The organism is Chromobacterium sp. W521, from assembly GCF_052805975.1.
Map to the genome: position 1 here is coordinate 187,471 of NZ_JBRBAF010000003.1, position 25,051 is coordinate 212,521.

A 25,051-nucleotide genomic window follows, 5' to 3' on the forward strand; every position below is an offset into this window, starting at 1 on the left:
CGGAAGCATTATGGAAGAAATTGCCATTATCGGATTAGGCTGCCTGTTTCCAGGCGCCGAAACGCCAGAACAGTACTGGCGCAACCTGCTGGAGCGGCGGGATTGCACCTCGGAATTGAGCCGGGAAGAGCTGGGCGTGGACCCGGCGCTGTATCGCCATCCGGTGCCGGGCACCGCGGACAAGATCGCCTACAACAAGAACGGCCACGTGCGCGGCTTCAAGCTGGACGCCGGCCGCTACCGTCTGCCCGCCGCGCAGCTGGAGGCGCTGGACCCCTTGTTCCAATGGACGCTCTACGCGGCGGAACAGGCGCTGATCGACGCCGGACAGGGCGCCGCCCACAGCGCCGAGGCGCTGGAGCGCTGCGGCCTGATCATCGGCAATATCGGCATGCCCACGCACGCCGGCAAGAAACTGCTCAACGGCTTCTATCAAGGCATCCTGGAGCCCTACGTCCAGGAGCTGCTGCAACGCGACGATTTCCATTTCCGCCAGCCCTGGCAGGCGGAAGGCTTGTCCGATCTCAATTTGATGACCGGCAGCCACAACGCCACGCTGGCGGCCCAGGCGCTGGGCCTGGCCGGCCCCAGCTTCGCGCTGGACGCGGCCTGCGCCTCGGCGCTGTACGCCATCCGCGTGGCCAGCTATTACCTGCAAAGCGGCAAGGCCGATCTGATGCTGGCCGGCGCGGTTTGCCACGCCGACCACATCTACATCGATCATGGCTTCAATGTGCTGCAGGCCTTCCCGGCGGACGGCCAATCGGTGCCGTTCGACCGCAACTCCCAGGGCCTGAAGGCGGGCGAGGGCGCCAGCGTGATCGCGCTCAAGCGCTACGCCGACGCGGTGCGCGACAAGGACCGCATCTACGGCGTGATCGAATCCATAGGCCTGTCCAACGACGGCGGGGCCAAGCACATTCTGGTGCCGGACCTCAACGGCCAGTTGCTGTCGCTGAAACGCGCCTACGACGGCGTGGACAAGAACATCGATTATCTGGAATGCCACGCCACCGGCACCCCGGTGGGCGACCAGGTGGAGCTGGGCTCGGTGGAGACCTTCTTCGCCGATCAGGCGCAGCGGCCGTTGATCGGCGCCAACAAGGGCAATATCGGGCATATGCTGACCGCCTCCGGCATGGCCAGCATTCTCAAGGTGCTGCTGGCGATGCGCAGCGGCGTGATTCCGCCGACGCTGAACGTGGAAGACATGGTCAGCACCCCGGGCGGCCAGCTGGACATCCGCCACGTGGTGCGCGATACCACGCCGTGGCCGCAACGCGGCCAGGCCAAGCGCGCCGGCATCAACGCCTTCGGCTTCGGCGGCGTCAACGGCCACATGGTGCTGCGCGAACACCGCGCCGACGCGCCGGCGGCCGCCTGGCCGCAGCTGCCGGCGGAGCAACAAAGCCTGGCCATCGTCGGCGTGGGCGTGGCCCTGGCCGACACCGAAACCCCGGACGCCTTGCTGCGGACGGTGGCCGAGGGCCGCAGCCACTTCCGTCCGCTGCCGCGCACCCGCTGGCTGGGTCTGGAGGGGCGCGCCGACGTGCTGGGCGCGCGCGGCTACCGTCAGGCCCCGGCGGGCGCCTATATCGAGCAGTTCGATTTCGACTGCAAACGCTTCAAGCTGCCACCCAAGGTGGTGGGCAGCCATCTGCTGTCGCATTTGTTCCTGATGCCCATCGCCGAGCGCGCCTTCTACGACGCCGGCTATCAGCTGGACGGCCGGAAGCGCAATATCGCCGTCATCGTCGCCGGCGACGTGGACTACAGCTGCTCGCGCTACCAGGCGCGCAACGAAATGGCCTGGCAGGTGCGAGACAGCCTGGCGCACAGCGGCATCTCGCTGAGCGAGGCGCAGACCGCGGCGCTGGAAACCATCGTCAAAGACAGCTTGTTTCCGGAGCCGTATCCGGAGGGCATCACCGGCGGCATCGGCAATGTGGTGGCCAGCCGCATCGCCGCCCACCTGAAGCTGGACGGCCCGGCCTTCTCCTTGTGCGCGCATGAAAACGCCGCCTTCAAGGCGATAGAGCTGGCGCAATTCATGTTGTCCGAGCAATTGGTGGACGCGGTGATCGTCGCCGGCGGCAGCTTCGCCGGCGGCCTGGAAAACGTGTTGTGGGCGCCGCGTCGCGGCGCCGGCCATGTCGACGCGCCGGTGGGCGAGGGCGGCGGCGTGGTGGTGCTCAAGCGCGAGCAGGCGGCGCTGGACGCCAAGGACCGCGTCTACGCTGTGATGCGCGGCCTGGCCATCGGCCACGCCTGCGGCGACAGTACCGAATTCCAACCCGTGGCGGACGCGGTGGCGCGCTCGGCGGCGGCGGCCTTGCGCCAAGCCGGCGCGGATCCGGCGTCGGTGGGTTATCTGGAACTGAGCGGCGGCGCGCTGGCCAGCGACAACCAGGTGGAGATCGACGGACTGTCCCGGGTTTACCGCGACAGCGGCGCCGCCGCCGGTTCGGTGGCCGCCAACTACGGCCAGCTGGCCTCGGCCCAAGGCATCGTGAGCGTGATCAAGGCCGCGCTCTGCCTGTATCGCCGGCAACTGCCCGGCGCGGCGACGTTGGCCGCCTATCCGGAGGACGCGCTGCGCGCCGTGTTCCGCGCCGGAGAAACCGGCGCGGCCTGGCCGGCGCCGGCCGGCGGCCTGAGGCTGGCGGCGGTCAACAGCCTGGGTCTGGACCGAGGCTACGCCCACATGATTCTGCAGGAGCCCGGCGAGGCCAATCGCCGGGAAGCCCGGACGCCGACGCCGCCGCAGACGGGCGGTCCGGCCCTGGTCGCCACCGTGCACACCGGCCGCGAACACACCATCGCCGAGATGATAGTCAACGACGCCAACCGCGCGCTGTTCGGCAACGTCACGCCCTGGCGGCGTCCGCAGCCGGCGGCGCAACAGGCGCAGCCGCTGCCCGCCGCAGCCGTGTCGGCGGACAGCGAGGCGCCGGCCTTGCAACGTCAACAGAGCCGGCAGGCGCAAACCCAGCTCAGCTATCTGCAGGCGGAACAGCGCTTCTACCAGCGCATCGCGCAACTGCTGGGCGCCGGCGCGCCGGCCGGCCGGCCCCGCGCGGCCAAGCCCAAGGCGGCGGCGCCGCGTCCACGCCCCTTGTTCGACGAAGCCCAGTTGGTGGAATTGACCGACGGCTCCATCGCCAAGGTGCTGGGCCCGGATTACGCCGAGGCCGACAGTTATCCGATCCGCACCCGCATGCCGTCGCCGCCGTATATGTTCGCCTCGCGCATCACCGCGCTGTCGGCGCAGCCGGGCAAGCTGGAGCCGTGCTTCATTGAGTGGGAGTACGACCTGCATCCCGACGCCTGGTACGTGTCCGACGGACTGGTGCCGGCCTTCGTGTCGCTGGAAGCCTCGCACGCGATGATTGTGGCCTTCACCTATATCGGCTGCGACCAGCTGTTCAAGGGCCAGCTGCGCTACCGGGCGGTGGATAGTCAGACCACGGTCTACGGTCCCTTGCCCAAGGCCGGCGAAGTGCTGCGCGGCCGCGTCAACATCAAGTCCTTCCTCAAGGTGGGCAAGAACGTGCTGATCGCCTACGAGTACCTGTGCTACGTCGGCGATAGGCTGAGCTTCAAGCTGGAGGCTAATTCCGGTTTCTTCCTGCCCAAGGACATCGAAAAGTCCAAGGGGGTCAACACCGCGCCCTATCTGACGGCCAAACAGCCGGCGGAGCCGTTCCAGCCGCCGCTGCGCTGCGGGCGCGATGCCTTCGACAACAGCCATATCGAAGCCCTGCAGCGCGGCGATTTCGTCGCCTGCTTCGGAGACGCCGCCTATGCCGCGCCGCGCGCGCCGCGTTTGTACGCGCCGGCGGCCAAGATGCTGGACCGAGTGGTGTCGATCTCCGCTTCCGGCGGCGCTTTCGGCCTGGGCGAAGCGGTGGCCGAGCGCGACATCGACCCCAGCCATTGGGTGTTCCGCGCCCACTTCAAGAACGACCCGGTGATGCCCGGCACCTTCCTGGTGGAAGGCTGCGAACAGCTGGTCAAGTTCTACCTGTGCTACCTGGGGCTGTACTCCTTGCCGGGACTGGCGCCGCACGCGCTCAGCCCGCACAGCTACAGCGCCAAGTTCCGCGGCGAAGTGAAGTGCGAGGCGGACACCCTGCGTTACCGGCTCACCTGCAAATCCATCCACTGCGACTACCAGGCCGACGGCCAACTGGAGCGGATGGCGCTGGTCTTCGTCGCCGAGATCATTTACCGCGGCAACGTCATCGGCATTTGCGACAACCTAGGCGCCGGCTTTAGCCGCGCGCCGGCAGCGGCGGGCGCATCCGCGCCGGCCCTGACAGCGATAGAGGCATGAATGAACCAAGACAAGCTTTGCGTGGCGCCGCGCTTTGCGGCCCCGGTGTACAAATGGCAGGGCCATGCCGGCAAATTCCAGCAGACGCCGGAACAGGCCCAGGCCCAGCTGCTGGACCTGGCGCGGCCGCTGCACGTGCTGCGCCAGCAGGACGCGGTGTTGCTGGAACCCGCCGGCGGTCTGGCCGGCAACGGCCAGGTGGATTGCCTGGGCATGGTGCCGGCGATGTTGCCGGAGTACTTCGGCGATCCGTCCTTCCTGCATGACTACGGCGTGCGCTTCGCCTACTACGCCGGCGCCATGGCCGGGGGCATCAACTCCGAGGACATGGTGATCGCGCTGGGTTCGCGCCGCATTCTCAGCGCCTTCGGCGCCGGCGGCCTGACGCTGGATCGCATCGGCAGCGCCATCCGCCGCATCAAGCAGGCGCTGCCCAACGGCCCGTACGCCATCAATCTGCTGCACAACCCCAGCCAGCCGGACTGGGAGATGAACTGCGTCAAGCTCTTCATCGAGCAGGACGTCAAAGTGGTGGAGGCTTCGGCCTACGTCAACCTGTCCGCCGCCATCGTCTACTACCGGGTCAAGGGTCTGGAAGCCGGCGACAAGGGCGCGGTGATCCGCCGCAACCGCGTGATCGCCAAGGTGTCGCGCCGCGAAGTGGCGCAGCACTTCCTCAGCCCGGCGCCGGAAAAAATCGTGCGCAAGCTGCTGGCCGACGGCCTGATCAGCGAGCGCCAGGCGGAGCTGGCCAAGAAAGTGCCGATGGCCGACGACATCACCGTGGAGGCGGATTCCGGCGGCCACACCGACAACGGCCTGCTCAGCTGCATCTTCCGCTCCATCGCGGAACTGCGCGACGAAATCTGCGCCGGCCAAGGCTACCCGTTCACGGTGCGCGTCGGCGCCGCCGGCGGCATCGGCAGCCCGCACGCCACGCTGGCGGCGTTCTCGCTGGGCGCGGCCTACGTGGTCACCGGCTCCATCAACCAGGCTTGCGTTGAAGCCGGCACCTCGGACCCGGTCAAGCAATTGCTGGGCAAGGCCAAGATCGCGGACATGGCGATGGCGCCGTCGGCCGACATGTTCGAACTGGGCGCCAAGGTGCAGGTGCTCAAGGGCGGCAGCATGTACGCGGTGCGCGCGCAGAAGCTGCACGGCTTGTACAAGCAGTACCCCGGCCTGGAGCACATCCCGGCTGCCGAAGTGGCCAGCCTGGAACAACAAGTGTTCCGCCAGCCGCTGGCCCAGGTGTGGGCCGACACCGAGGCTTTCTTCGCCGGCCGCGGCAATCAGGCGCTGATAGACGCCGCCAACGCCAATCCCAAGAAAAAGATGGCGCTGCTGTTCCAGTGGTATCTGGGCCAATCCTCGCGCTGGGCGATCTCCGGCGTGGCCGAGCGCGCGGTCGATTACCAGATCTGGTGCGGCGCGGCGATGGGCGCGGCCAACGAGTGGCTGCAGGGCAGCGAACTGGCGCCGGTGGCCAAGCGCAAGGTGGCCGACATCGCGGTGGAGCTGATGGCCGGCGCGGCGTATCTGAGCCGCGTGGCGGCCTTGCGTCAGCTAGGCGTTTTGACGCCGCCGCGGCTGGACCGTTACCGCCCGCTCAGCGCCCGCATGGCGGCGCTGGACGAAGACGACATCGGACCCGAACCCGAATTGAACGACATTCCTTCATCAACCGTAGCACCAACCGCAGCATCACAGGGCAAGCAAGAGGAGAGCAGGAATATGGAAGGCAATACCAAGCTGTCGCTGATCAAGTCCAAGGATTTTTACAAGCAATGCTGGGAGCTGCTGCCGGGCGGCACCCATTACAACTTCGGCGACCCGGAACGGCCGCTGGTGGTGCCGTTCAACCGCGGCCGCAATTCCCGGGTATGGGACCTGGACGGCAACGAGCACCTGGACCTGTTCTGCAAATTCGGCGCGCTTTTCGTCGGCCACCACAACGAGGCCTATAACGAAGCGCTGATCCGCTACATGCAGAAAGTGACCTCGGTGGACACTTGCGACCTGGAGGTCGAAGTCTGCGAACTGATGGTCAAGCACATCCCTTGCGCCGAGATGATCCGCTTCTGCCTGAGCGGCACCGAGGCGGTGCAGAACGCGCTGCGTCTGGCGCGCGGCTTTACCGGCAAGCAGCGTTTCATCCGCTTCCACGGCCACTACCACGGCAACGCCGACAACATCATGGGCGGCCGCAAGCGCCAGGACCTGAGCTTCCCGGTGCCGGAAACCTTCAAGGGCGACCTGCTGGACACCCTGGGCCGCGCCGACGGCGCGCTGGAAGACCAGTCCTTCATGCTGCCGTGGAACGATATTCAGGTGCTGGAAGCCACCATCGAGCGTTACCACAATGAAATCGCCGCAGTGTTGATGGAGCCGATCTGCGTCAACGGCGGCGGCATCTTCCCGCGCGAAGGCTATCTGGAGCGCGCCAAGGAAATCTGCGAGAAGTACAACATCGTGCTGATCTTCGACGAGATCATCACCGGCGTGCGTCTGGGCCTGTCGGGCGCCCAGGGCATCCTCGGCGTCACCCCGCACTTGTCCACCTTCGGCAAGGCGCTGGGCGGCGGTTCGATGCCGATCTCCGCCATCGCCGGCCGTCGCGACATCATGGATCTTTACACCCGCGGCAAAGTGATTCACGCCGGCACCTTCAACGGCTACCCGTTGGGCCTGGCCGCGATCAAGAGCACTTTCGAACTGATCGAACAAGACCCGGGCTGCTACGAGCGGATGGGCCGCTTCACCGAGCAGATCTCCGACACCTTCATCAAGGCCGCCCACGCCAACGATCTGCCGCTGGTGGTGCAGGGCATGCCCACCGCGCTGGTTTACCACTCGCAGGACACCATGGTGGACCGCTCCGAGGGCTATAGCGACAAGGTCAAGTTCTGCGACATCATCATCCGCGAAATCTCCAAGCGCTACGGCATCCAGTTCTCGCCGCTGTCGCGGATCTACTCCAACTTGCTGATGAATCAGGACGACGTGCGCTTCTTCGAGGAACGCATCTTCGACGCCATGGCCAACGCCCGCAAAGTGATCGACATCGCCTTCAAGGAAGGAGAGGTGGCGTGACCCGGCAAGTCGCCGTCGTCACCGGCGCGGCAGGCGGCTTCGGCAGCGCCATCGTCAAGTCGCTGCTGGAAGTGGGCTACGCGGTAGCCGCCACGGATGTGGACGCGGCGGGGCTGGAGCAGCTGGGCCGGGAGCTGGGCTGCCCGGACAGCCTGCGCGGCTTCGTCATGGATGTGACGGATTCCGCCAGCGTGGACGCGGCCAGCGCCGCCATCGTCGAACGCATGGGGGCCAACATCACGGTGCTGGTCAACAACGCCGGCGTCATCGGCCGCGGCTACTGCACGGCGGAGAAGAGCGGCGAGCTGGCGCGACGGGTGTTCGACGTCAACCTCAACGGCGCTTTCAACGCCACCGCGGTGTTTTCCCGCCACATGGCGCGGCTGAAATACGGCCGCATCATCAACATCGCCTCGGTGGCCGGCATCTGGGGCGCGGCCGGCGGGTCGGCGTACGCGGCGTCCAAGGCCGGCCTGATCAAGGCGTCGGAGTCTTGGGCGCGGGAGCTGGGGCCGCTGAACATCTGCGTCACCGCGATCGCGCCGGGCATCTGCAAGACCAAGATGCTGGGTCAGTTCGTCGACCGTCAGATGGTGGAGCACTCCGACGAGACCATCGTCAAGTCCATCGTGCCGGTGGGGCGCTGGGGGCTGCCGGAGGACATCGCCGAAGTGGTCACCTTCCTGGCCACCTGCAAGACCAACTATCTGAACGCCACCGTTATTCCCCTGGATGGAGGCATGAGGGTAGGCACCCTGTAAGAACCTGTCCAAGGCTTGCCCCGCTTCGCCGATACGGCGTTGAAACCGGTTTCGCCTTGTATCGCTCTAGCTCGCGAGACTTGGATCAGGTTCTACAACATCGCGAGACGCAGAACCGGGGGCCGGCTATGCCGGGCCCCGGCTGGAATCAACCAAAGGGGACCTCGAAAAGCCGTAGCGAGCACGGAGCAACGCAGCTTTCGGGCCACGCGGTAGGTTTTTCGAGGTCCCCCAAATCAGAGGTGAAGTCATGGATTACCGAGCCAAGACCAGCGTCAAGAACATCGTGCTGACCGGCCCCACCGGCGTGCTGGGGGGCCGTTTGCTGCAGGAAATACTGGCCACCACCGACGCCAACGTCTATTGCGTGGTGCGGGCCGAGAACAAGGACGCCGCGCGCGCCCGCATCGAAGACGTGCTGTATTGCTACGATGAAGGCCGCAAGCTGTCCACCGAGGCCTGGCGCATCATTCCGGTGCTGGGCGACATCAGCCAGCCCATGCTGGGCCTGGACGCCAGCGCCTACCGCGACCTGGCCCACCTGGCGGACCTGGTGCTGCATTGCGCCGCCAACGTCAGCCTGGTGGCCTCCTACAACAAGATCGCCCCGGTCAACGTGGGCGGCACCGCCAACCTGATCGAACTGTGCCTGGCCGGCAAGGCTCCGCTGGTGTTCACCTCCAGCTTCAGCATGGTGGGCGACAAGCTGTATCAGCCGGACTTCGTGCTGCGCGAAACCGATCTGGACGTGGGCCAGGGCTTCGTCAACATGGATTACGAGCGCTCCAAGTTCACCGCCGAGCGCATGGTGCACGAAGCCGGCGAGCGGGGCCTGAACTGGGTCATCGTGCGTCCGGGCAATATCTGGGGCGACAGCCGGACCGGCTGCTACCCGCTGAAGCAGACCAAGGTCAAGGGCATTTACTACGAGATGCTCAAATCGCTGGTGGAAACCGGGCTCACCTTCGCCTCCGACGAAGCCTTCGATATCTCGCCGGTGGACTACGTGGCCCAGGCCACGCTGTTCGCGGCGATGAATCTGCAATCCAGCAATCGCCGCACCTACAACCTGACCAATCCGCGCCCGATCAGCTACGACGGTATCGTCGCCCGCCTGCGCGGCTACGGCTACATCCTGCGCGACGTGCCGTCCAAGGAGTACTTCGAAGCGCTGCAGGAAGGCCGCATACACCGCGGCGGCGCCGGCTACCGTTCCACCTTCACCGATCTGATGGCCATCTTCTACGACGGCAGCGATTGCAAGGAACACGCCAAGTACGACACCAGCGAGATCCAGGAACTGCTGGCCAATACCGACATCCGCTGCCCGGACTCGGACCAGGCACTGTTTGGGCGCTATCTGGACTACGCGTGCAAGGTGGGCTTCCTCAACGCCCCGTCGGCGCAAACCCCGCTGGCGGAAATCAAGCGTCACACCAGCATGGCCGGCGGCTATATGGAGAGCCTGTACGATGCCGACCTGAGCGACGCGGCGGCGGTGCGCTGAGATGCTGGCCGACGAGGAAGCGCTGATTGAAGCGCCGGGGGAGCTCGAAAAACCGTCGCGAGCGGTTCGAGAGCAAGACGCACCGCGCGCAGCGACCGAGATAGTACAAGGAGTACAGCGAGGGAGCCTGTGGCTGAACGAGGCTGTCGCCTCGCACGCCAACGGAGCAACGCAGCTATCGGACCGCGCAGCAGGTTTTTCGAGGTCCCCACCGGCCGCGGAACTGCTGCTGGACTACCAGGTGCTAAGCAACGGCGAGCCGATAGGCCGGCTGCGCACCGAGCGCCGCCGCGGCTGGCTGGACGATCTGCCGGTGCTGCAGGTCAGCAACCGCATGGACCTGCGCTGCAGCGGCCTGTGGTTCGACTACTCGCTGCAATCGGACGAGAGCATGGACTTCGGCGCCGACGGCCTGTGCCGTTACGCCGGCGTCTCCGACGAGGACGGCGACAAGACCGTGATCAAGGGCCGGCTGCGTCAGGGCGTGCTGACCCTGCGCCTGCACGACGGTCAGCTGGAAGTGCGCCGCTTCAAGCTGGGCGATTTCGACGCCAGCAGCGAAGACGCCGCCGAGCGCTTTCTCGTCGGCGGTGGGTCCGAGGCCACGCTGCGGGTGCTGGATCTGGAGCACTTCGACATCGACGAAGTCCGCTATCAGCGGCTGCCGGACGAAACGCTGGACCTGCTGGGCCAGCCGCGGCGGACGAGGGTGGTGGCCTATCAATCCAAACGGCGCAAGATCAGCGGCACCGGCTGGTATCTGTCCGACGACGGCGGCGAAGTGCTGGTGCGCCAAAGCAGCCGCGAACGCGGCGACCACAACGAAGTGATATTGACCCATTGGGAAAGCAAACCATGCCAAATCAAGACTTAGCCGTCACCCTGGTGCAAAGCGACATCGCTTGGGAGTCGGTGGATCAGAACCTGCAGCGGATGGAGCGCCACCTGAGCGCGGTGAACGACAGCCAGTTGATCGTGCTGCCGGAAATGTTCACCACCGGCTTTAGCATGCGGCCGGAAAAGATAGCCGAAACCATGGACGGCAAGGCGGTGCAATGGCTGCGCGACACCGCGCGCGCCAAACGCGCCGACCTGGTGGGCAGCGTGGCGATACAAGACCAGGGCCGCTACTACAACCGCCTGTTGTGGGCCAAGGCAGACGGCAGCCTGTTCAGCTACGACAAGAAGCATCTGTTCAGCTTCGCCGGCGAGCACGAGCACTACACCCCCGGCGACGCGCCGCTGATCGTCAAGGTGGACGGCTGGTCCGTGGCCGCCTTCGTCTGCTACGACCTGCGTTTCCCGGTCTGGTCGCGCAACAACAAGAGCCAATACGACCTGGCGCTCTACATCGCCAGCTGGCCGGAACGCCGGGCCAAGCACTGGCAAACGCTGCTGCCGGCGCGGGCGATAGAAAACCAGGCCTTCGTCATTGGCGTCAACCGCGTGGGCGTGGACGGCAACGACATCCGCTACAGCGGCGACTCCATGCTGATAGACCCGCTGGGCGACACCCTCTACCACGGCCGCCAGCTGGAAAGCGTGTATCAGGCCAAGCTGTCGCGCGCGCAGTTGGACGATGTGCGCGCTCAGTTTCCTTTCCTGAAGGATGCGGACCGTTATCAACTCGTTTGACAGGGCTGCGGCAGTGAAAAGAGGCGGATAAGCCCTGCGGCTGCGCGGGGTTTTCCGCTGCTTAGGTTCTCCTTCGGCTCCTACGGAAAGTGAAATGCACCAAGCCACAACAAGAGAAAAAGTCATCGAATTCCAATCGGTGACCAAGCGCTTCAACGACTACACCGCGGTCAACGACGTGTCGCTGGACATCTACCGCGGCGAATTCGTCGCCCTGCTGGGCCCCAACGGCGCCGGCAAGACCACGTTGGTGGAAATGCTGGAGGGGCTGAAGCAACCGGAGGCCGGCTCCATCCGCATCCTGGGCCGCAGCTGGCAGCAGGACGAAAGCTATCTGCGCCACCGGCTGGCCGGGGTGCTGCAGGAATCCTTGTTCATCAACAAGCTGCGGGTGGACGAAACCGTCAACCTGTTCGCCAGCTTCTACGGCCGGCCGCGCAGCCGCGCCTACGAGGTGCTGGAGCTGGTGGAGCTGATCCCCAAGCGCAAGGTCATGGTGGAAGGGCTGTCCGGCGGCCAGCGTCAGCGGCTGGCCCTGGCCATCTCCATTCTCAATCAGCCGGAAATTCTGATTCTGGACGAACCCACCACCGGCCTGGACCCGCAAGTGCGGCGCGGCACCTGGGATATCCTGCGCAAGCTCAACAAGGAGCTGGGCTCCACCATGTTGCTGACCACCCACTACATGGAAGAAGCCGAATACCTGTGCGATCGCATCTGCATCATGCATCAGGGCCGCATCCTGACTCAGGGCACGCTGGATGAACTGCTGGCGGCGCACGAGCCGGGCGAAGTGGTGGAATACCGGGTGAAGAGCGGCGCCGGCGGCGCCGAACCCAAGCACAAGGACAACATCATCAGCTACAGCTACGACCAGGCATCCGCCAAGGCGCGGCTGCTGGTGCGCAACGGCTCCGCCTTCCTGTTCCGCCTGTCCGAGTTCATCCGCGAACAACAAATCGACATCGACGAAATCATCGTGCGCAAAAAAACGCTGGATGATTTATTCCTGTCACTGGCCGGCCGAGGTTTCCATGAATAACGCCTTGCTCAATCTGATCATCACCCAATTCCGCCAATACCTGCGCGAGCCGCAAATCCTGTTCTGGTCCTTTGGCTTCCCGCTGCTGCTGGTGTGGTTGCTGGGCGTGTCCTTCTCCGGCGGCGAAATCAAGGAACGGACCATAGGCGTGGTGCTGCCGGCCAATGTGCAAGAACAGGCCGCGGTGCGCGCCTGGATCAGCAAGGTGGAAGCCCGCAACCAGCCGCTGTCCAGCGTCATCAACGCCGACGAGATCAAGCGCGGTCACCTGATCCGCATGAAATACCGCTTCCAGTACTACCCGGACCGGGAATCGGTGCTGCGCGGCCTCAAGCGCGGCGACGTGCAAGTGTTCATGGAGCCCAGCGCCGACAGCGGCAAACGCATCTACTACCTGGACCCGCAGAACAACGAGGCGCTGCTGACTTACTTCTTCCTCGGCGACGACCCGGACGCGCTAAGCCAGGCGGTGGACAAGAATATGTCGGTGCTGGACAGCCCCGGCCTGCGCTATATCGACTTCCTGGTGCCCGGCCTGGTGGCGATGGCGGTGATGGAAACCTGCCTGATCGCCGTCGGCTGGTCGCTGATCGAAAAGCGCGCCACCCGCGTCACCCGGCAGATGCGCATCACCCCGATGCGCAAGACCGATTTCCTGCTGGCCCATGTGCTGGCCTGCCTGGTGTTCAGCCTGCTGGAGACCCTGGTGCTGTATCTGTTCGCCAGCAGTTATTTCGACGTGCACGCCCAGGGCGGGGCGCTGCCCTTCATCGTGCTGCTGCTGGCCGGCAATGTCTGCTTCGCCGGCATCGCCATCCTGGCCGCCTCGCGCGCCACCAAGGCGCAAACCGCCAACGGCCTGCTGGAGATGACCATTCTGTTCCTGGTGATCTTTTCCGGCATCTTCTTCAGCTACAAGCATTTTCCGGACTGGATGGTGTCGGTGATCGAGGTGCTGCCGCTGACGATACTGGCCGACGGCATGCGCATGATTTTCGTCGAGGGCGCCGGGGTGCTGGAAATCGCCCGTTCCGCGGTGGTGCTTACGCTGATCGGCATTGCCGGCTTCGTCAGCGGCGCGCGGGTGTTTCGCTGGTACTAGGGGCATGAGGCATCCGCTGCGCGGATGATGGTTTTGATTGCCGGGGCTGCCCGGCGAGCAGGGAGAGGATATTTGCTTGGCCAAATATCCTCTCCACTCCTAAAGGCCACCCTGCAAGCCTGGCCTGCGGCTTCCCGCCGGGGCCCGTCAGACCCGAGGCGCGGCTGAACTCGCGATTTGCTAACGTCAAATCGCTCAGACAAAGCAGCCGCTTAAGACCTCGGGCCTGGCACCCGTCGGCAGTCTTGAAGGGACCTGGGGCGCGTCGGATTCGTGTTTGTCTTCGCACCCAACAAGCGACTAAGGGCGCATCACTTGAGTCACTCGCCAGGCTGCAGGAGCAGGGGAGCCGCTGTGGCTGCAGCGCCATGAACGCATTGAAAGGAGGAAGGGTAGTGAAACGCTTGATCCTCGCCCTATTGGGCATCGCCATGCTGTCCTTGCTGACGGCCTGCGAACTGGACGACGACGGCAAGCCGCGCGGCAGCCAGGTGCTGTGGGACCGCAGCGGCGTGCCGCACATCTACGCCGCTCGCGCCGACAGCCTAGCCTACGCCTTCGGCCGCGCCCAGATGCAGGCGCATCCGGAGTTGCTGCTGAGGCTGTACGCCCAGGGCCGCGGCCGCGGCGCTGAGTACTACGGCGCGGTGTTCGAGGCCGGCGAACCCTTTCCCAGCAATATGGCGGAAGTAGACCGCCTAGTGCGCGCCATGGGTTTCCCCGAGCGCTCCAAACAATGGCTGCAACAGCAAAGCCCGCGCATGCGCGCCTACCTGGACGCCTTCGTCGCCGGCGTCAACGACCAGGCCGCGGCTAGCGGCGGCCTGAGCCCGGCGGCGCGCGCGGTGTTGCCGGTGCGCAGCGAGGACGTGCTGGCCCACACCCTGCGCATCTTCTTCAGCTATCTGAGCGGCGCCACCGCCACCGGCGCGGCCAATTGCTCGCTGATCTACCCGGACGCGGTGGCCACGCCCATCAATCTGATCGGCGGCTCCAACGGCTGGGCGCTGGGGCCGGCCAAGAGCCGTTCCGGCAACGCCATGCTGCTGGCCAACCCGCATTTGCTGTGGGGCGGCAGCCACACCTGGTTCGAAGCCCAGTTCAAGAGCCCGGAATACGATATCTACGGCGCCACCCTGGTGGGCCTGCCGGTGATGCGCATCGGCTTCAACCAGCGGCTGGGCTGGGTGCATACCGTCAACACCCAGGACGGCTGCGACCTCTATCAACTCAAGCTCAGCGGCCGGCAATACCTGCTGGACGGCGTGGCGCGCGATTTCGAAACCAAGCGCGAAACCCTGTATATCCGCCAACCGGACGGTAGCCTGCAAGCCGAGCAACTGACCTTGCGCCGCGCCGAGCAGGGCCCGGTGTTCGAAAAGGACGGCCAGAGCTACGCGCTACGCATCGTCGGCGTCGACCAGCTGCAGACCCCCGGCGTGCTGGAACAATGGTGGGACATGGCGCAGGCGCCTGACTTCCTGGCCTTCCGCAAGGTGGTGGCGCGGCTGCAAAATCCTTACCACAACATTATCTACGCCGACGCCCAGCGCAATATCTGGGCGGCCTTCGGCGGCCTGACCCCGCGTCGAGCCGGCGGCGACGCCGCCTTCTGGGCGCAGCCGGTGGACGGCAGCCGCAGCGATCTGATCTGGCGCCAGGCGCTGCGCCTGGACGAATTGCCGCAGGCGACGAATCCGGCCAGCGGCTGGGTGCAAAACTCCAACAGCGCGCCCTGGTATATGAGCAAGCCGGCGCTGGACCCGGCCGCCTACGCTGCTTATCTGTCGCCGCGGATCTCGCCCTTGCTGCGCGAACAGCGCGGCATCGAGCTGATCGAGCAGACTCCAAGCTTCACGCTGGATACGCTGCTGAGCGCCAAGCACGACACCCGGCTGCTGCTGGCGGACCGGGTGCTGGACGATTTGATCGGCTATGCGCGCGCTTCCGGCGACGCCGGCCTGATTGCCGCGGCGCAGGTGCTGGCCCAATGGGACCGGCGCAGCGACGCCGCCAGCAAGGGCGCGGTGCTGTTCGCCGCCTGGGTGGCGGCCTCCGGCGGCGAAGACGCCTTGCCTTACCGGCAGAAGGCGGACCCTGCGCAGCCTTACAGCACGCCGGCCGGCCTGCGCGACGCCGGTTTCGCGCTGAGCAAGCTGGGCGCGGCGGCCCAGGGGTTGCAACAAGCCGGCGTGCCGCTGGACGTCGCCTTTGGCGAGGTGTACCGGCTGCGGCGCGGCCCCGCCGGCGGCGCGGCGCGGCTGGACCAGCCGGCCAGCGGCGGTGCCGAGGGCCTGGGGGCTTTCCGCACCTTCAGCTATATCGGCGATAGCGACGGCCGCCAGCGCGCCATCTTCGGCGACACGTTTACCGCGCTGGTGGAGTTTGGCCGGCCGCTGCGCGCCAAGGTGATCAATACCTACGGCAACAGCAGCCAGCCGCAATCGCCTTACTACGGCGACCAGTTGCCGCTGGCGGCGCAAAACGGCATGCGCAACGCCTTGCTCAAGCGCGAACAGGTGGAGGCGGCGCTGGCCAAGCGCGAGTGGTTCCGCCGCTAGCCGGCCGGCAAACAGGCCGGAGGCGGGCAAGCGCCTCCGGCTCCGCATGACGAGAGACTAGGTTTGCGCCATTGAGTCCGGGCTGGCACAATGGCGCCGTTGTCATTGGGGAGTAGCCATCTTCGGCCCCGCCGAAGAGGCCGCGTCAACAAACTTGAGGAGCTTTCCTCATGGCGCGGTCAGCGGCCGGCATTGCCGGCGCCGCCAAGCGAGACCTTTGGCCACGATGCGTTTGCCGCCGGGCAAGCCGCATCGTTGCGCCATTGTCCATTCGCTTGCCCGGCCCAAGACCATCCATGCTGTTGACCCTGTTGTTTCTGCTCGGCCTAGCCGTCCTGATCTATCTATCCTGTCAATACTTCGTCAACGCCATCGAATGGTGTGGACGCCACCTGAACCTGGGCGCCAGCGCCGTAGGCACCGTGCTCGCCGCTTTCGGCACCGCCTTGCCGGAGAGCGCGGTGACTTTGACCGCAATGGCCTTTGGCGACACGCCGCAACATAAGGACATCGGCGTCGGCGCGGCCTTGGGCGGGCCGCTGGTGCTGGCCACGCTGGCTTACGCGGTGGTGGGCTTTGCCCTGTGGCGCAACCGCAGCCGGCTGGGACGCGGCGATTATTTGCTGCGCGTCGATCATCGTCGGCTGGCCGGCGACCAGTTGGCCTTCATGTTCGTCTTCGCCTTGAAGGTGGCGCTGGGCCTGGTGGCCTTCGCCGTCAAGCCCTGGCTGGGCGTGCTGTTTCTGGCCGCTTACGCCGCCTATGTCTGGCGCGAGATCCGCAGCGCGGACACCGCGCCGGAAGAGGAGGAGTTGGAAGCCTTGAAGCTGCGCGCCGGAGGCGGCCTGGGCTGGGCGGCGACGCAGGCCTTGTTGGCCCTGACGGTGATCGCGGTAGCGGCGCACGGCTTTGTCGCGCAGCTGGAAGCGCTGGCCGGTCATTGGGGCGTGGCGCCGCATTTGGTGGCCTTGCTGCTGAGCCCGGTGGCCACCGAGCTGCCGGAAATCATGAATGCCTTGATCTGGCTGCGTCAGGGCAAGGAGCGTTTGGCCTTGGCCAATATTTCCGGCGCCATGATGATTCAGGCGACGATTCCCAGCGCTTTCGGCCTGTTCTTCACCCCATGGATGTTCGATAGCGTCTTGCTGTGGTCCGGCCTGGCCACGATGGCCGCGATTGCAGGGCTGTGGCTGTTGTTCCGCCGCGGCAGCGTGGACGGCCGCTGGCTGCTGGGCGCGGGCGCGGTGTATCTGGTGTTTGCCGGCTGTCTGGTGTGAGCCGGGTTGAGCGCTTGCTCAACGCCGTATCGTCAAAGCGCGCAGGCGCCGGCCGGCGCTTTGGCGGAACGGGGACGGGCTGGGCTGTGAACCTCTACGCTGTCGGAGTTGGTGTGGCAGTGTTCCAGCCACCGCTCCTGTGCCGGCGCGCTGGCATGGCGATAGCGGTGCGGGGCTTTGGCTTGAACCGGGGAGGCAGACAGGGTCAGGCTGAGGCCCAGAAAGCCGGCGATGCGCCGCCGGATCGGCATGCGGAACTGAGCTGGATTTTTTCTGTCATTCGATTGTTTAATGATTCATTAAAGCTGCTTGAATCTGTCCATGATGCTTTGGCGTGTCGATGCAATGAATTCAAGCCAAAAAAATAGGTACTACATTTTAGTTCATTGTCATTTTGCGGGTAAGGACAATGCGCATCGGGGGAACTAAACCGTGATGGCCGGCCGTGTCATCGGCCGCGTCGTCATACCGATCTGGGGATGGAACTATGGATTATTTCGCGCAGCGGCGCGCCTTGCTGGCGGCCTTGGCCGCCTCGCCTTTGATTTTGGGTTGTGCGCGTCCGCCCTTGCGAGTGCCGGGTGATGCGCCGACGGCGCGGCAGCTGGCGGAGCTGGAACGCAATGCGGGCGGCCGCATCGGCGTGTTCGCGCAAGAGGTGGACAGCGGGCGGAGCCTGGCCTATCGCGCCAATGAGCGCTTTCCGATGTGCAGCACTTTCAAATTGCTGCTGGTGGGGGCCCTGTTGCAACGCAGCGCGACGCAGCCGGACTTGTTGTATCGCCATGTCAGTTACCGGCGGGAGCAGTTGATCGATTATTCGCCTATCGCCGAACAGTATGTGGAGCAGGGCATGTCGGTGAAAGACCTGTGCGACGCGGCGATGCGCTTCAGCGATAACACCGCCGCCAATTTGTTGCTGGAGGAGTTGGGCGGGCCGCAGGAAGTGAACCGTTTCGCCCGCTCGCTGGGCGATGGCCTGACTCGTCTGGATCGGATCGAGCCGGAACTGAACCGCGCCGAGCCGGGCGATCCGCGCGACACCACCACGCCGGCGGCGATGACGGCCAATCTGCATGCCTTGCTGTTTTCCCCGTTATTGCCGGAGCGGCAGCGCGGGCTGTTGAACGACTGGCTGCTGGGCAACACCACCGGCAACCTGCGCATCCGGGCCGGTTTGCCGGCGGAGTGGCGGGTGGGGGACAAGACCGGCAGCGGCGGCCACGGCGCCGCCAACGATGTGGCCGTGGCCTGGCGGCCGGGCAAGTCGCCGTTGTTGCTGTCGGTGTTTTACTGGGGATCGCCGGCGATGATGGATGAGCGCAACGCGGTGATTGCCGCGGTGGCGAGGGTGGCCGCCGCCGAGTTTGCTTGAGCTGCCGCGCGTGGCGGGCAATCCTGCCGGAATGAAAAACGCCGCAACCGAGGTTGCGGCGTTTTTGCGCGCGGATCTACGAGCCTGTTCAAAGTCTCGCGAGCAAGAGCGAGACAAGGCGAAAACGAGCGAAAAAGCGGAATGGTCGAGTGGTACATGAGCATTTTGAGCTGGTACTCACCGTGCAAGGCTTCACGAAGCGCGGCAGACTTTGAACAAGCTCTAAGGCAAGCGCGCCGGCTCCACCACGATACCGGCGCGCAGGCCGGGCTTGACCGTGGGATTGGGAAACAGAATGCGCTCCTCGCCGCCGACGGCCACGTAGCGGTGCTCGCCGTCCTCGGCAATCAGGAAACCATCCGGCAGCGCGGTGAAGTTCTCCACGTCGTCGGCCAGGTGCAGGCGGAAAGCCTCGCTGTGTTTGACGATGTCGTACTTGGCCTGGAACAACGGCAGGTCGCCGTCGCGGTAGCCGGGCAGTTCTTGTTCCGGCTCGGACAGCAGCCGGCGCAGCGCCTGGTCGATGCCGGCGAAGCGGGACAGGTCGTTCTGGCCAAACGGCCGCGCCTTGCCCAGCTCCAGCGTGAAGGCGTCCGCCTGGCAGTGGCGGCTGGTGAAGTAACTGAAGGTGTTGGCCGGCTGGCTGTGCAGCAGCACGGTTTCCACCTGGCAGCTTTTCAGCCAGGCCAGTTGCTCGCGGCTGTGCGGGCGTTCGTGGATATACGGATAGATGGCGAACTTCTCAAACACGGAGCCGCGGATGGCGGTGTGCAGATCGTAATGCCAGCGGCGGCCGCGGGCGGAGGCGAAGAAGCCCGCCGCGGCCTGTTCCAGCCGCGCCGCGCGCGCCGCTTCGCGCGCGTCCGGCTGGCGCGCGTGAGCGCCGTTGAACAGCCGGTTCATGTCGTAATCCAGATAACGCTTGCCCAGCCGCATTGCGTCCAGATTGCCGAAGATCACCAACAGCCGGCAGCGCAGCGTCAGCTTGCCGCCGGCGATATCGGCCAGGATGGCGTTGAGCACCTCTATCGGCGCGGTTTCATTGCCGTGCACGCCGCTGGACAGCAGTAGGGAGTCGTCGGCGGCGTCGACGGGCTCCAGTTCTACGACACCGTAGTCCAGCCAGCGCGCCCGCACGCCGGAGTGGAGCAGCCATTCGGCGGAGGCCGAGGAGGCGGGGTTCATGGTCCAGGACAGAAAATCGTGGTGATGCTCGCGCATGGGCTGGCTCGTGCTTGCGGCTAGTGATGACCGGGGCATTGTAACCAGAGCCGACGCGGCTGGTGGCGGCGCGTGGCGCAGATTTGAAAAAACATGCCGTGTTTGGCTTAAAAGCCTTGTCTGGCGAGGCTTGGCGAGCCAGATCGCGCTGTGGTTTTTTTAGAGGGCGGCTTAGGGGGCTGGGCCACGTTGTTGTTGAATATTTTGGACAAGCCCATTGTCCGAACAACAAGGCCTTCGCCCGGAGAAACGGCCGCTGGCCGGCATGAGGAAAATATAGGGGGCTGTTTTTGCTCAAGCCTTGCCGGACAAGGCTTGCCGGGCTACCCGGCGCGGGCTTGTCGATTAAATTGGACATGCGGATTTTTATACATTTTTTTACTTGTCAAGCAGCGTGATGTTGTTACAATCCGCGCTCGTTTGCAGCTTTGCAAACCTACAATTCAATTGTTTCGCTCCGACATCCCAGGCCCACATAAAAGCTGTTCAGCCCGAAAGCCGCGCACTAAGGAGCGGGGTTATCCATCATAAGGATGCTCCTGCGGCTGGCTCATCGCTTTTCGGCGGCGGCCTGGGCGCGTCCTTTGGAAATCCCTGTCCACCCACCGCGCGGGGTTCAGGGCTTTCCGTCAGTTCTTGAGGGGAAAACTCATGGCTTGGTCTGTGGCTGATAGCCGGGCGTTGTATGGCATCCGGCATTGGGGAGCGGGGTACTTCGACATGGGCGCCAACGGCAATATCGTTGTGCGTCCGAATGTGCGCCAAAACAAGGAAATCGACCTGCATCGCCTGGTGGGCGAGCTGTCCGGCAAGGGCCTGGACCTGCCGCTCTTGGTGCGGTTTCCCGATATTCTGCAAGACCGCGTCACCCGTTTGTGCGCGGCTTTCGACAAGGCCATCGCCGAACAAGGCTACGGCAATCGTTACACCGCCATCTATCCGATCAAGGTCAACCAGCAAGAAGCGGTGGTGAAGAGCATCATCGCCACGCCGGACGTGTCCATCGGCCTGGAGGCCGGCTCCAAGCCGGAACTGATGGCGGTACTGGCGCTGTCGCCCAAGGGCTGCACCATCGTCTGCAACGGCTACAAGGATCGCGACTACATTCGCCTGGCTCTGATGGGCGAGCGCCTGGGCCATCAAGTATTCATCGTTATCGAGAAAGAGTCGGAAGTCGAACTGGTGATCGATGAGTCCCGCAAGCTGGGCATCCGTCCCAATATCGGCATGCGCGTGCGCCTGTCCTCGCTGGCTTCCAGCAAATGGGCGGACACCGGCGGCGAGAAGGGCAAGTTCGGCCTGTCCGCCGGCCAGCTGATTTCCGCCGCGGACAAGCTGACCGCCGCCGGCCTGGCCGATTGCGTGCGCCTGATGCACTTCCACATGGGGTCGCAGATCGCCCATATCGGCGATTACCGCAGCGGCTTCGGCGAGGCCATCCGCTACTTCGCGGAACTGCGCGCGCTGGGCCTGCCCATTGATCACGTGGACGTGGGCGGCGGCCTGGGCGTGGATTACGACGGCACCCATTCCCGCAACGACAGCTCGATCAACTACGACATGGACGAGTACGCGCATGTGATCGTGTCCATGTTGTCCGAGTTCTGCGGCGAGAACGGCATTCCGCATCCGCGCATCCTGTCCGAATCCGGCCGCGCGATGACCGCTCACCACGCGGTGCTGATCATGAACGTGACCGATGTGGAGCGCCTGCCGGACGAAGTGCCGCAGGTGGCCGACCTGGCCGCCTTGTCGCAGCCGGTGCGCAAGCTGTTTGAGCTGGTTCAGCTCAACGACGACGATCTGGTCACTGAAATTTACTACCGCGCCAGCCACTATGCGTCGGAAGTGACCGACCTTTACGCCTCCGGCCGCCTGTCGTTGAAGGAAAAAGCGCTGGCGGAAGACGTGCACGCCGCCCTGTGCCGCCGCTTGCACCGCCAGCTGCAAGCCAGCCAGCGTTCGCAGCGTCAGGTGTACGACGAACTGACCGACCGCCTTGCCGACAAGTACTTCTGCAACTTCTCGGTGTTCCAGAGCCTGCCGGACACCTGGGCCATCGATCAGATTCTGCCGATCACCCCGCTGCACCGTCTGAACGAGCAGCCCACCCGCCGCGCGGTGCTGCAGGACCTGACCTGCGACTCCGACGGCAAGCTCAAGCAGTACGTGGACCAGCAGAGCATTGAATCCAGCCTGTCCGTGCACGAGGTGAAGCAGGGCGACGAGTATCTGATCGCCGTGTTCTTGGTGGGCGCTTATCAGGAAATCCTGGGCGATATGCACAATCTGTTCGGCGACACCGACTCGGTCAACGTCTATGTGCGCGACGGCGGCGAGCTGGAGTTCTCCGGCGTGGAAGAGCATGACACCATCGAAGACATGCTGCGTTACGTGCACCTGTCGCCGGAAGACATCCTCAACCGTTACGAAGCCAAATCGCGCGCGGCGGACCTCAGCAGCGAAGAGCGCAGTCTGTTCTTCGCGGAGTTCTGCCGGGGTCTGAAGCAGTCGTCCTACTTGTCGGTCTGATTTGACGCTCAAGAGCTCGCGCCTGTAAGACTTCATGATTTGGTAATAGTCATGCCTCGGCTTCGGTCGGGGCATTTTTATTTGAGCTGACGCGACAGGCGCTGGGCCTGGGGACTTAATACGCCTAATTGTCGCGGCAGTTCGCGAGCTGGCTCATGCCAGGCGCCAAATGGTGCGCTTTCAGGAAGTCCTGTCAGTCATCACCACTGAACAGACTCTCCTGGTCGGAATGCACCAGCGCCTTCTGCTTTGGCTGGCGTGGCCATACCGCCATCAACAAGGCATTCAGCACCAACTCTCCATCGATGCGTGATGGCATCAACCAGCCAATGGCCTGCCGCCAGAGCCGGTCCAGCACCACGGCCAGGTCTAGCCAGCCCTCATGCGTCCGGGGGTATGTGATGTCAGTCACCCGGGCTTTATCGGCGCACCCTGCGTCTCCAGTTGCTTATCCCACTACCAAAACCGAATTCCTGCTGGAGGCGTTCCCAAGGCACGCTTGTGGTGAGAACAAGCAGGATGTCGTTGAGCGTTCAACATCATCCTGTCGGGGCGCCCGCCTCGGCGGCGGAGGCGGCTGTAATCACTTCCGGAATTTCTGACTGACAATTTTCCGTTTTATCTCCGCTAGATGCGGGCATGTGCACCCAGTGCCAACAGGCTTTGTTCGCGGGTTTCAAGGTTTGAGGCGAGGGAGCAGGGGGCGGCGTGCGGGGAGGATGACGCCGGTTATCCGGTGGAGGAAGCCGTTCATTGCCAGGGCGCGGGATTCATCACAGGAACTTAATAGCGTGGGCGCTCGGCCGTGTTTTTATCGCGATTTGGCCTGTTTTGGGACGGTTTATCGTTCCAGTGAGCACGATGTGACGAATATGCCACAGTAAGCGGGGCTGTGATTACAGTGACGCGCGTCTTGTCTGGTGAGGCCGGGCGTTGGCGCGGTTTTCATTTGTAATAATTTTAAATTAATTGTGATTTGTGTTGTTTTTAATGTTTATTTATATTGCTCGTCATGCATTTGGATGTATTTGTGAAATCTGATTAAAGCATTTGTTTTCAATGTGAGAAAACGGGAGCAGAAGATCAGATGGAGCCGATGCTTTCCCGTCTTGGGCGGGAAAGCTGGATAGCGGGTTTTCGCCGCGCTGGCGCGACGAAGCTATGGGAGCGTCTTTCCACTTGGAAGGACGCGCATTCGGACGCGATAAGCGCCCGGCAATCGCAATGGAGCATGAGCAATGAAGAAGCTTGTTACCGTACTGGCCGCCGGCCTGAGTTTTTACGCCACGGGCGCGTTGGCTGCCGACGGCACCATCACCATCAATGGCAACATTGTCGCCAATACCTGCACGATCAACAGTACCGGGGGGGCCAGCTTTACCGTCACCCTGCCCACCGTCGGCGTATCTTCGCTGGCGACTGCTGGTCAAACCGCGGGCTCTACCCCGTTCAGCATCAATCTGAGCAATTGCCCCGCCACACTGAAAAACGCAGTGACCCACTTCGAAATCGGGCCGACGGTGGATGCCGCTACCGGCAACCTGAAGAACGCCGGCGCGGCCACCAATGTGGAAGTGCAGCTGCTCAACAACACCCTGCAGGCGATCAACCTGGCCAACAACACCAACTCGCAGATAGTGCCGATCAGTTCCGGCACAGCGACGCTGAACTACTACGCGCAGTACATCGCCACCGGCGGCGCCGCCGGCGCAGGCGCGGTGAATACCAGCGTGCAGTACTCGATGACTTATCAGTAAGCGACGTGGGCAGTCGTTGCCAGCCGCGCTGCGCGCGGCTGGCGTTTCAAGTCAGAAAATAGGCAGAAGTCATGACAGCATTCGTAGTCCGCGGCGTTGCGATCTGGGCCGCCCTTACTTTCTTCACCAGCGCGGTCGCCAACGCTGGCGTGGTGATTTCCGGTACCCGGGTGGTGTACAACGCCGCTGACCGCGAAGTGACCGTCAAAATCAACAACCCCGGCAAAGCGCCTTCGCTGGTGGAGGTGTGGGCCGATGCGGGCAACGAGAAGTCGACGCCGGATACCGCGGATGCGCCGTTTCTGATCATGCCGCCGATTTTCCGGGTTGATCCTGCCAAGGGGCAGACCCTGCGAATCACCTTCACAGGCGCCGATCTGCCTCAAGACCGCGAATCGGTGTTCTGGCTGAACGTGCTGGATATTCCGCCTTTGCCCAAGAGCGCCGAGGAGCAGCGCAACTTCATGCAGGTTGCCTTCCGCTCGCGGATCAAGTTGTTTTACCGCCCCAAGGGCCTGCCCGGCAGCGCCGACGACGCGGCCGACAAGCTGAGCTGGTCGCTGCAGGCCGAGCCCAACGGCAAGGGCTATCTGTTGCGCGCCACCAATGCGGAGGCCTACAACGTGTCGCTGAATCGCGCGGTGCTGACGGCAAACGCCCGTTCCTACGAGACCGACAGCGGCATGGTGCCGCCCGGCGGCAGCAAGGATTTCCCCCTGAAGGACTTGAAGTCCAAGCTTGGGGGCAAGTTGCAGTTCAGTTACGAGAGCATCAACGATTTTGGCGCGGCAGTGATGCACGACGCCGCTCTGGCCCCCTGACCATTCGGGCGGCCGCCTGTTGTCCGGTCGC

At 64.3% G+C, this 25,051-nt stretch carries 16 protein-coding genes, 1 pseudogene and 1 riboswitch; of the genes and pseudogenes, 14 read left to right on the forward strand and 3 right to left on the reverse strand.

Annotated elements, in window-relative coordinates; genetic code table 11:
- The first annotated feature begins 10 nt into the window (after nucleotides 1–10).
- From ACUXV1_RS05520 to ACUXV1_RS05565, 10 genes are all read left to right on the forward strand, one after another.
- The gene (locus ACUXV1_RS05520) at nucleotides 11–4,336 is read left to right on the forward strand and encodes a hotdog fold thioesterase (RefSeq protein WP_446015016.1); all 4,326 of its coding nucleotides are present in this window, start codon (nucleotides 11–13) and stop codon (nucleotides 4,334–4,336) included.
- The gene (locus tag ACUXV1_RS05525) at nucleotides 4,337–7,429 is read left to right on the forward strand and encodes a PfaD family polyunsaturated fatty acid/polyketide biosynthesis protein (protein WP_446015017.1); all 3,093 of its coding nucleotides are present in this window, start codon (nucleotides 4,337–4,339) and stop codon (nucleotides 7,427–7,429) included.
- The gene (locus ACUXV1_RS05530; protein WP_043641641.1) at nucleotides 7,426–8,190 is read left to right on the forward strand and encodes an SDR family NAD(P)-dependent oxidoreductase; all 765 of its coding nucleotides are present in this window, start codon (nucleotides 7,426–7,428) and stop codon (nucleotides 8,188–8,190) included. The genes ACUXV1_RS05525 and ACUXV1_RS05530 overlap by 4 nt, the downstream gene beginning before the upstream one ends.
- A 250-nt stretch (nucleotides 8,191–8,440) precedes the next feature.
- Nucleotides 8,441–9,697, forward strand: a complete 1,257-nt coding sequence (locus tag ACUXV1_RS05535) for a thioester reductase domain-containing protein (RefSeq protein WP_043641643.1) — start codon at nucleotides 8,441–8,443, stop codon at nucleotides 9,695–9,697.
- Between the two features lie 241 nt (nucleotides 9,698–9,938).
- Entirely contained in the window at nucleotides 9,939–10,571 is a 633-nt protein-coding gene (locus ACUXV1_RS05540) for a hypothetical protein (RefSeq protein WP_156039073.1), read from the forward strand.
- Entirely contained in the window at nucleotides 10,553–11,332 is a 780-nt protein-coding gene (locus tag ACUXV1_RS05545) for an amidohydrolase (RefSeq protein WP_081554632.1), read from the forward strand. Before ACUXV1_RS05540 ends, ACUXV1_RS05545 begins: the two co-directional genes overlap by 19 nt.
- 94 nt (nucleotides 11,333–11,426) lie before the next feature.
- Nucleotides 11,427–12,374, forward strand: a complete 948-nt coding sequence (locus ACUXV1_RS05550) for an ABC transporter ATP-binding protein (protein ID WP_043641647.1) — start codon at nucleotides 11,427–11,429, stop codon at nucleotides 12,372–12,374.
- The gene (locus tag ACUXV1_RS05555; RefSeq protein WP_081554634.1) at nucleotides 12,367–13,476 is read left to right on the forward strand and encodes an ABC transporter permease; all 1,110 of its coding nucleotides are present in this window, start codon (nucleotides 12,367–12,369) and stop codon (nucleotides 13,474–13,476) included. The genes ACUXV1_RS05550 and ACUXV1_RS05555 overlap by 8 nt, the downstream gene beginning before the upstream one ends.
- Before the next feature lie 395 nt (nucleotides 13,477–13,871).
- Nucleotides 13,872–16,037, forward strand: a complete 2,166-nt coding sequence (locus ACUXV1_RS05560) for a penicillin acylase family protein (RefSeq protein WP_446015019.1) — start codon at nucleotides 13,872–13,874, stop codon at nucleotides 16,035–16,037.
- Between the two features lie 95 nt (nucleotides 16,038–16,132).
- A riboswitch (yybP-ykoY riboswitch) is annotated at nucleotides 16,133–16,277 on the forward strand.
- A 56-nt stretch (nucleotides 16,278–16,333) separates the two neighbouring features.
- Nucleotides 16,334–17,314, forward strand: coding sequence for a sodium:calcium antiporter (locus ACUXV1_RS05565; protein WP_446015021.1), 981 nt, complete (start codon nucleotides 16,334–16,336; stop codon nucleotides 17,312–17,314).
- Nucleotides 17,315–17,346: 32 nt separating this feature from the next.
- Here the strand turns inward: ACUXV1_RS05565 and ACUXV1_RS05570 are convergent, their stop codons facing one another.
- On the reverse strand, nucleotides 17,347–17,565 hold the full coding sequence (locus tag ACUXV1_RS05570) for a DUF3761 domain-containing protein (protein ID WP_043641652.1): 219 nt from the start codon (nucleotides 17,563–17,565) through the stop codon (nucleotides 17,347–17,349).
- Nucleotides 17,566–17,801: 236 nt separating this feature from the next.
- On the opposite strand from ACUXV1_RS05570, the gene bla reads away from it, so the two are divergent.
- The gene (bla, locus tag ACUXV1_RS05575) at nucleotides 17,802–18,689 is read left to right on the forward strand and encodes a class A beta-lactamase (protein WP_043641653.1); all 888 of its coding nucleotides are present in this window, start codon (nucleotides 17,802–17,804) and stop codon (nucleotides 18,687–18,689) included.
- Nucleotides 18,690–18,911: 222 nt separating this feature from the next.
- Here the strand turns inward: bla and astE are convergent, their stop codons facing one another.
- Nucleotides 18,912–19,910, reverse strand: coding sequence for a succinylglutamate desuccinylase (gene astE, locus ACUXV1_RS05580; protein ID WP_143330167.1), 999 nt, complete (start codon nucleotides 19,908–19,910; stop codon nucleotides 18,912–18,914).
- 651 nt (nucleotides 19,911–20,561) lie between these two features.
- On the opposite strand from astE, the gene speA reads away from it, so the two are divergent.
- A complete protein-coding gene (speA, locus tag ACUXV1_RS05585; RefSeq protein WP_081554640.1) occupies nucleotides 20,562–22,442 on the forward strand; it encodes an arginine decarboxylase in 1,881 nt (626 codons plus the stop codon).
- A 127-nt stretch (nucleotides 22,443–22,569) separates the two neighbouring features.
- Here the strand turns inward: speA and ACUXV1_RS05590 are convergent.
- Nucleotides 22,570–22,854, reverse strand: a pseudogene (locus tag ACUXV1_RS05590) (DDE-type integrase/transposase/recombinase); the annotation flags it as partial.
- A gap of 826 nt (nucleotides 22,855–23,680) precedes the next feature.
- Between ACUXV1_RS05590 and ACUXV1_RS05595 the strand changes: the two are divergent.
- Nucleotides 23,681–24,199, forward strand: a complete 519-nt coding sequence (locus tag ACUXV1_RS05595; protein ID WP_446015022.1) for a fimbrial protein — start codon at nucleotides 23,681–23,683, stop codon at nucleotides 24,197–24,199.
- 71 nt (nucleotides 24,200–24,270) lie between these two features.
- A complete protein-coding gene (locus ACUXV1_RS05600) occupies nucleotides 24,271–25,020 on the forward strand; it encodes a fimbrial biogenesis chaperone (protein WP_043641657.1) in 750 nt (249 codons plus the stop codon).
- Nucleotides 25,021–25,051 lie beyond the last annotated feature (31 nt).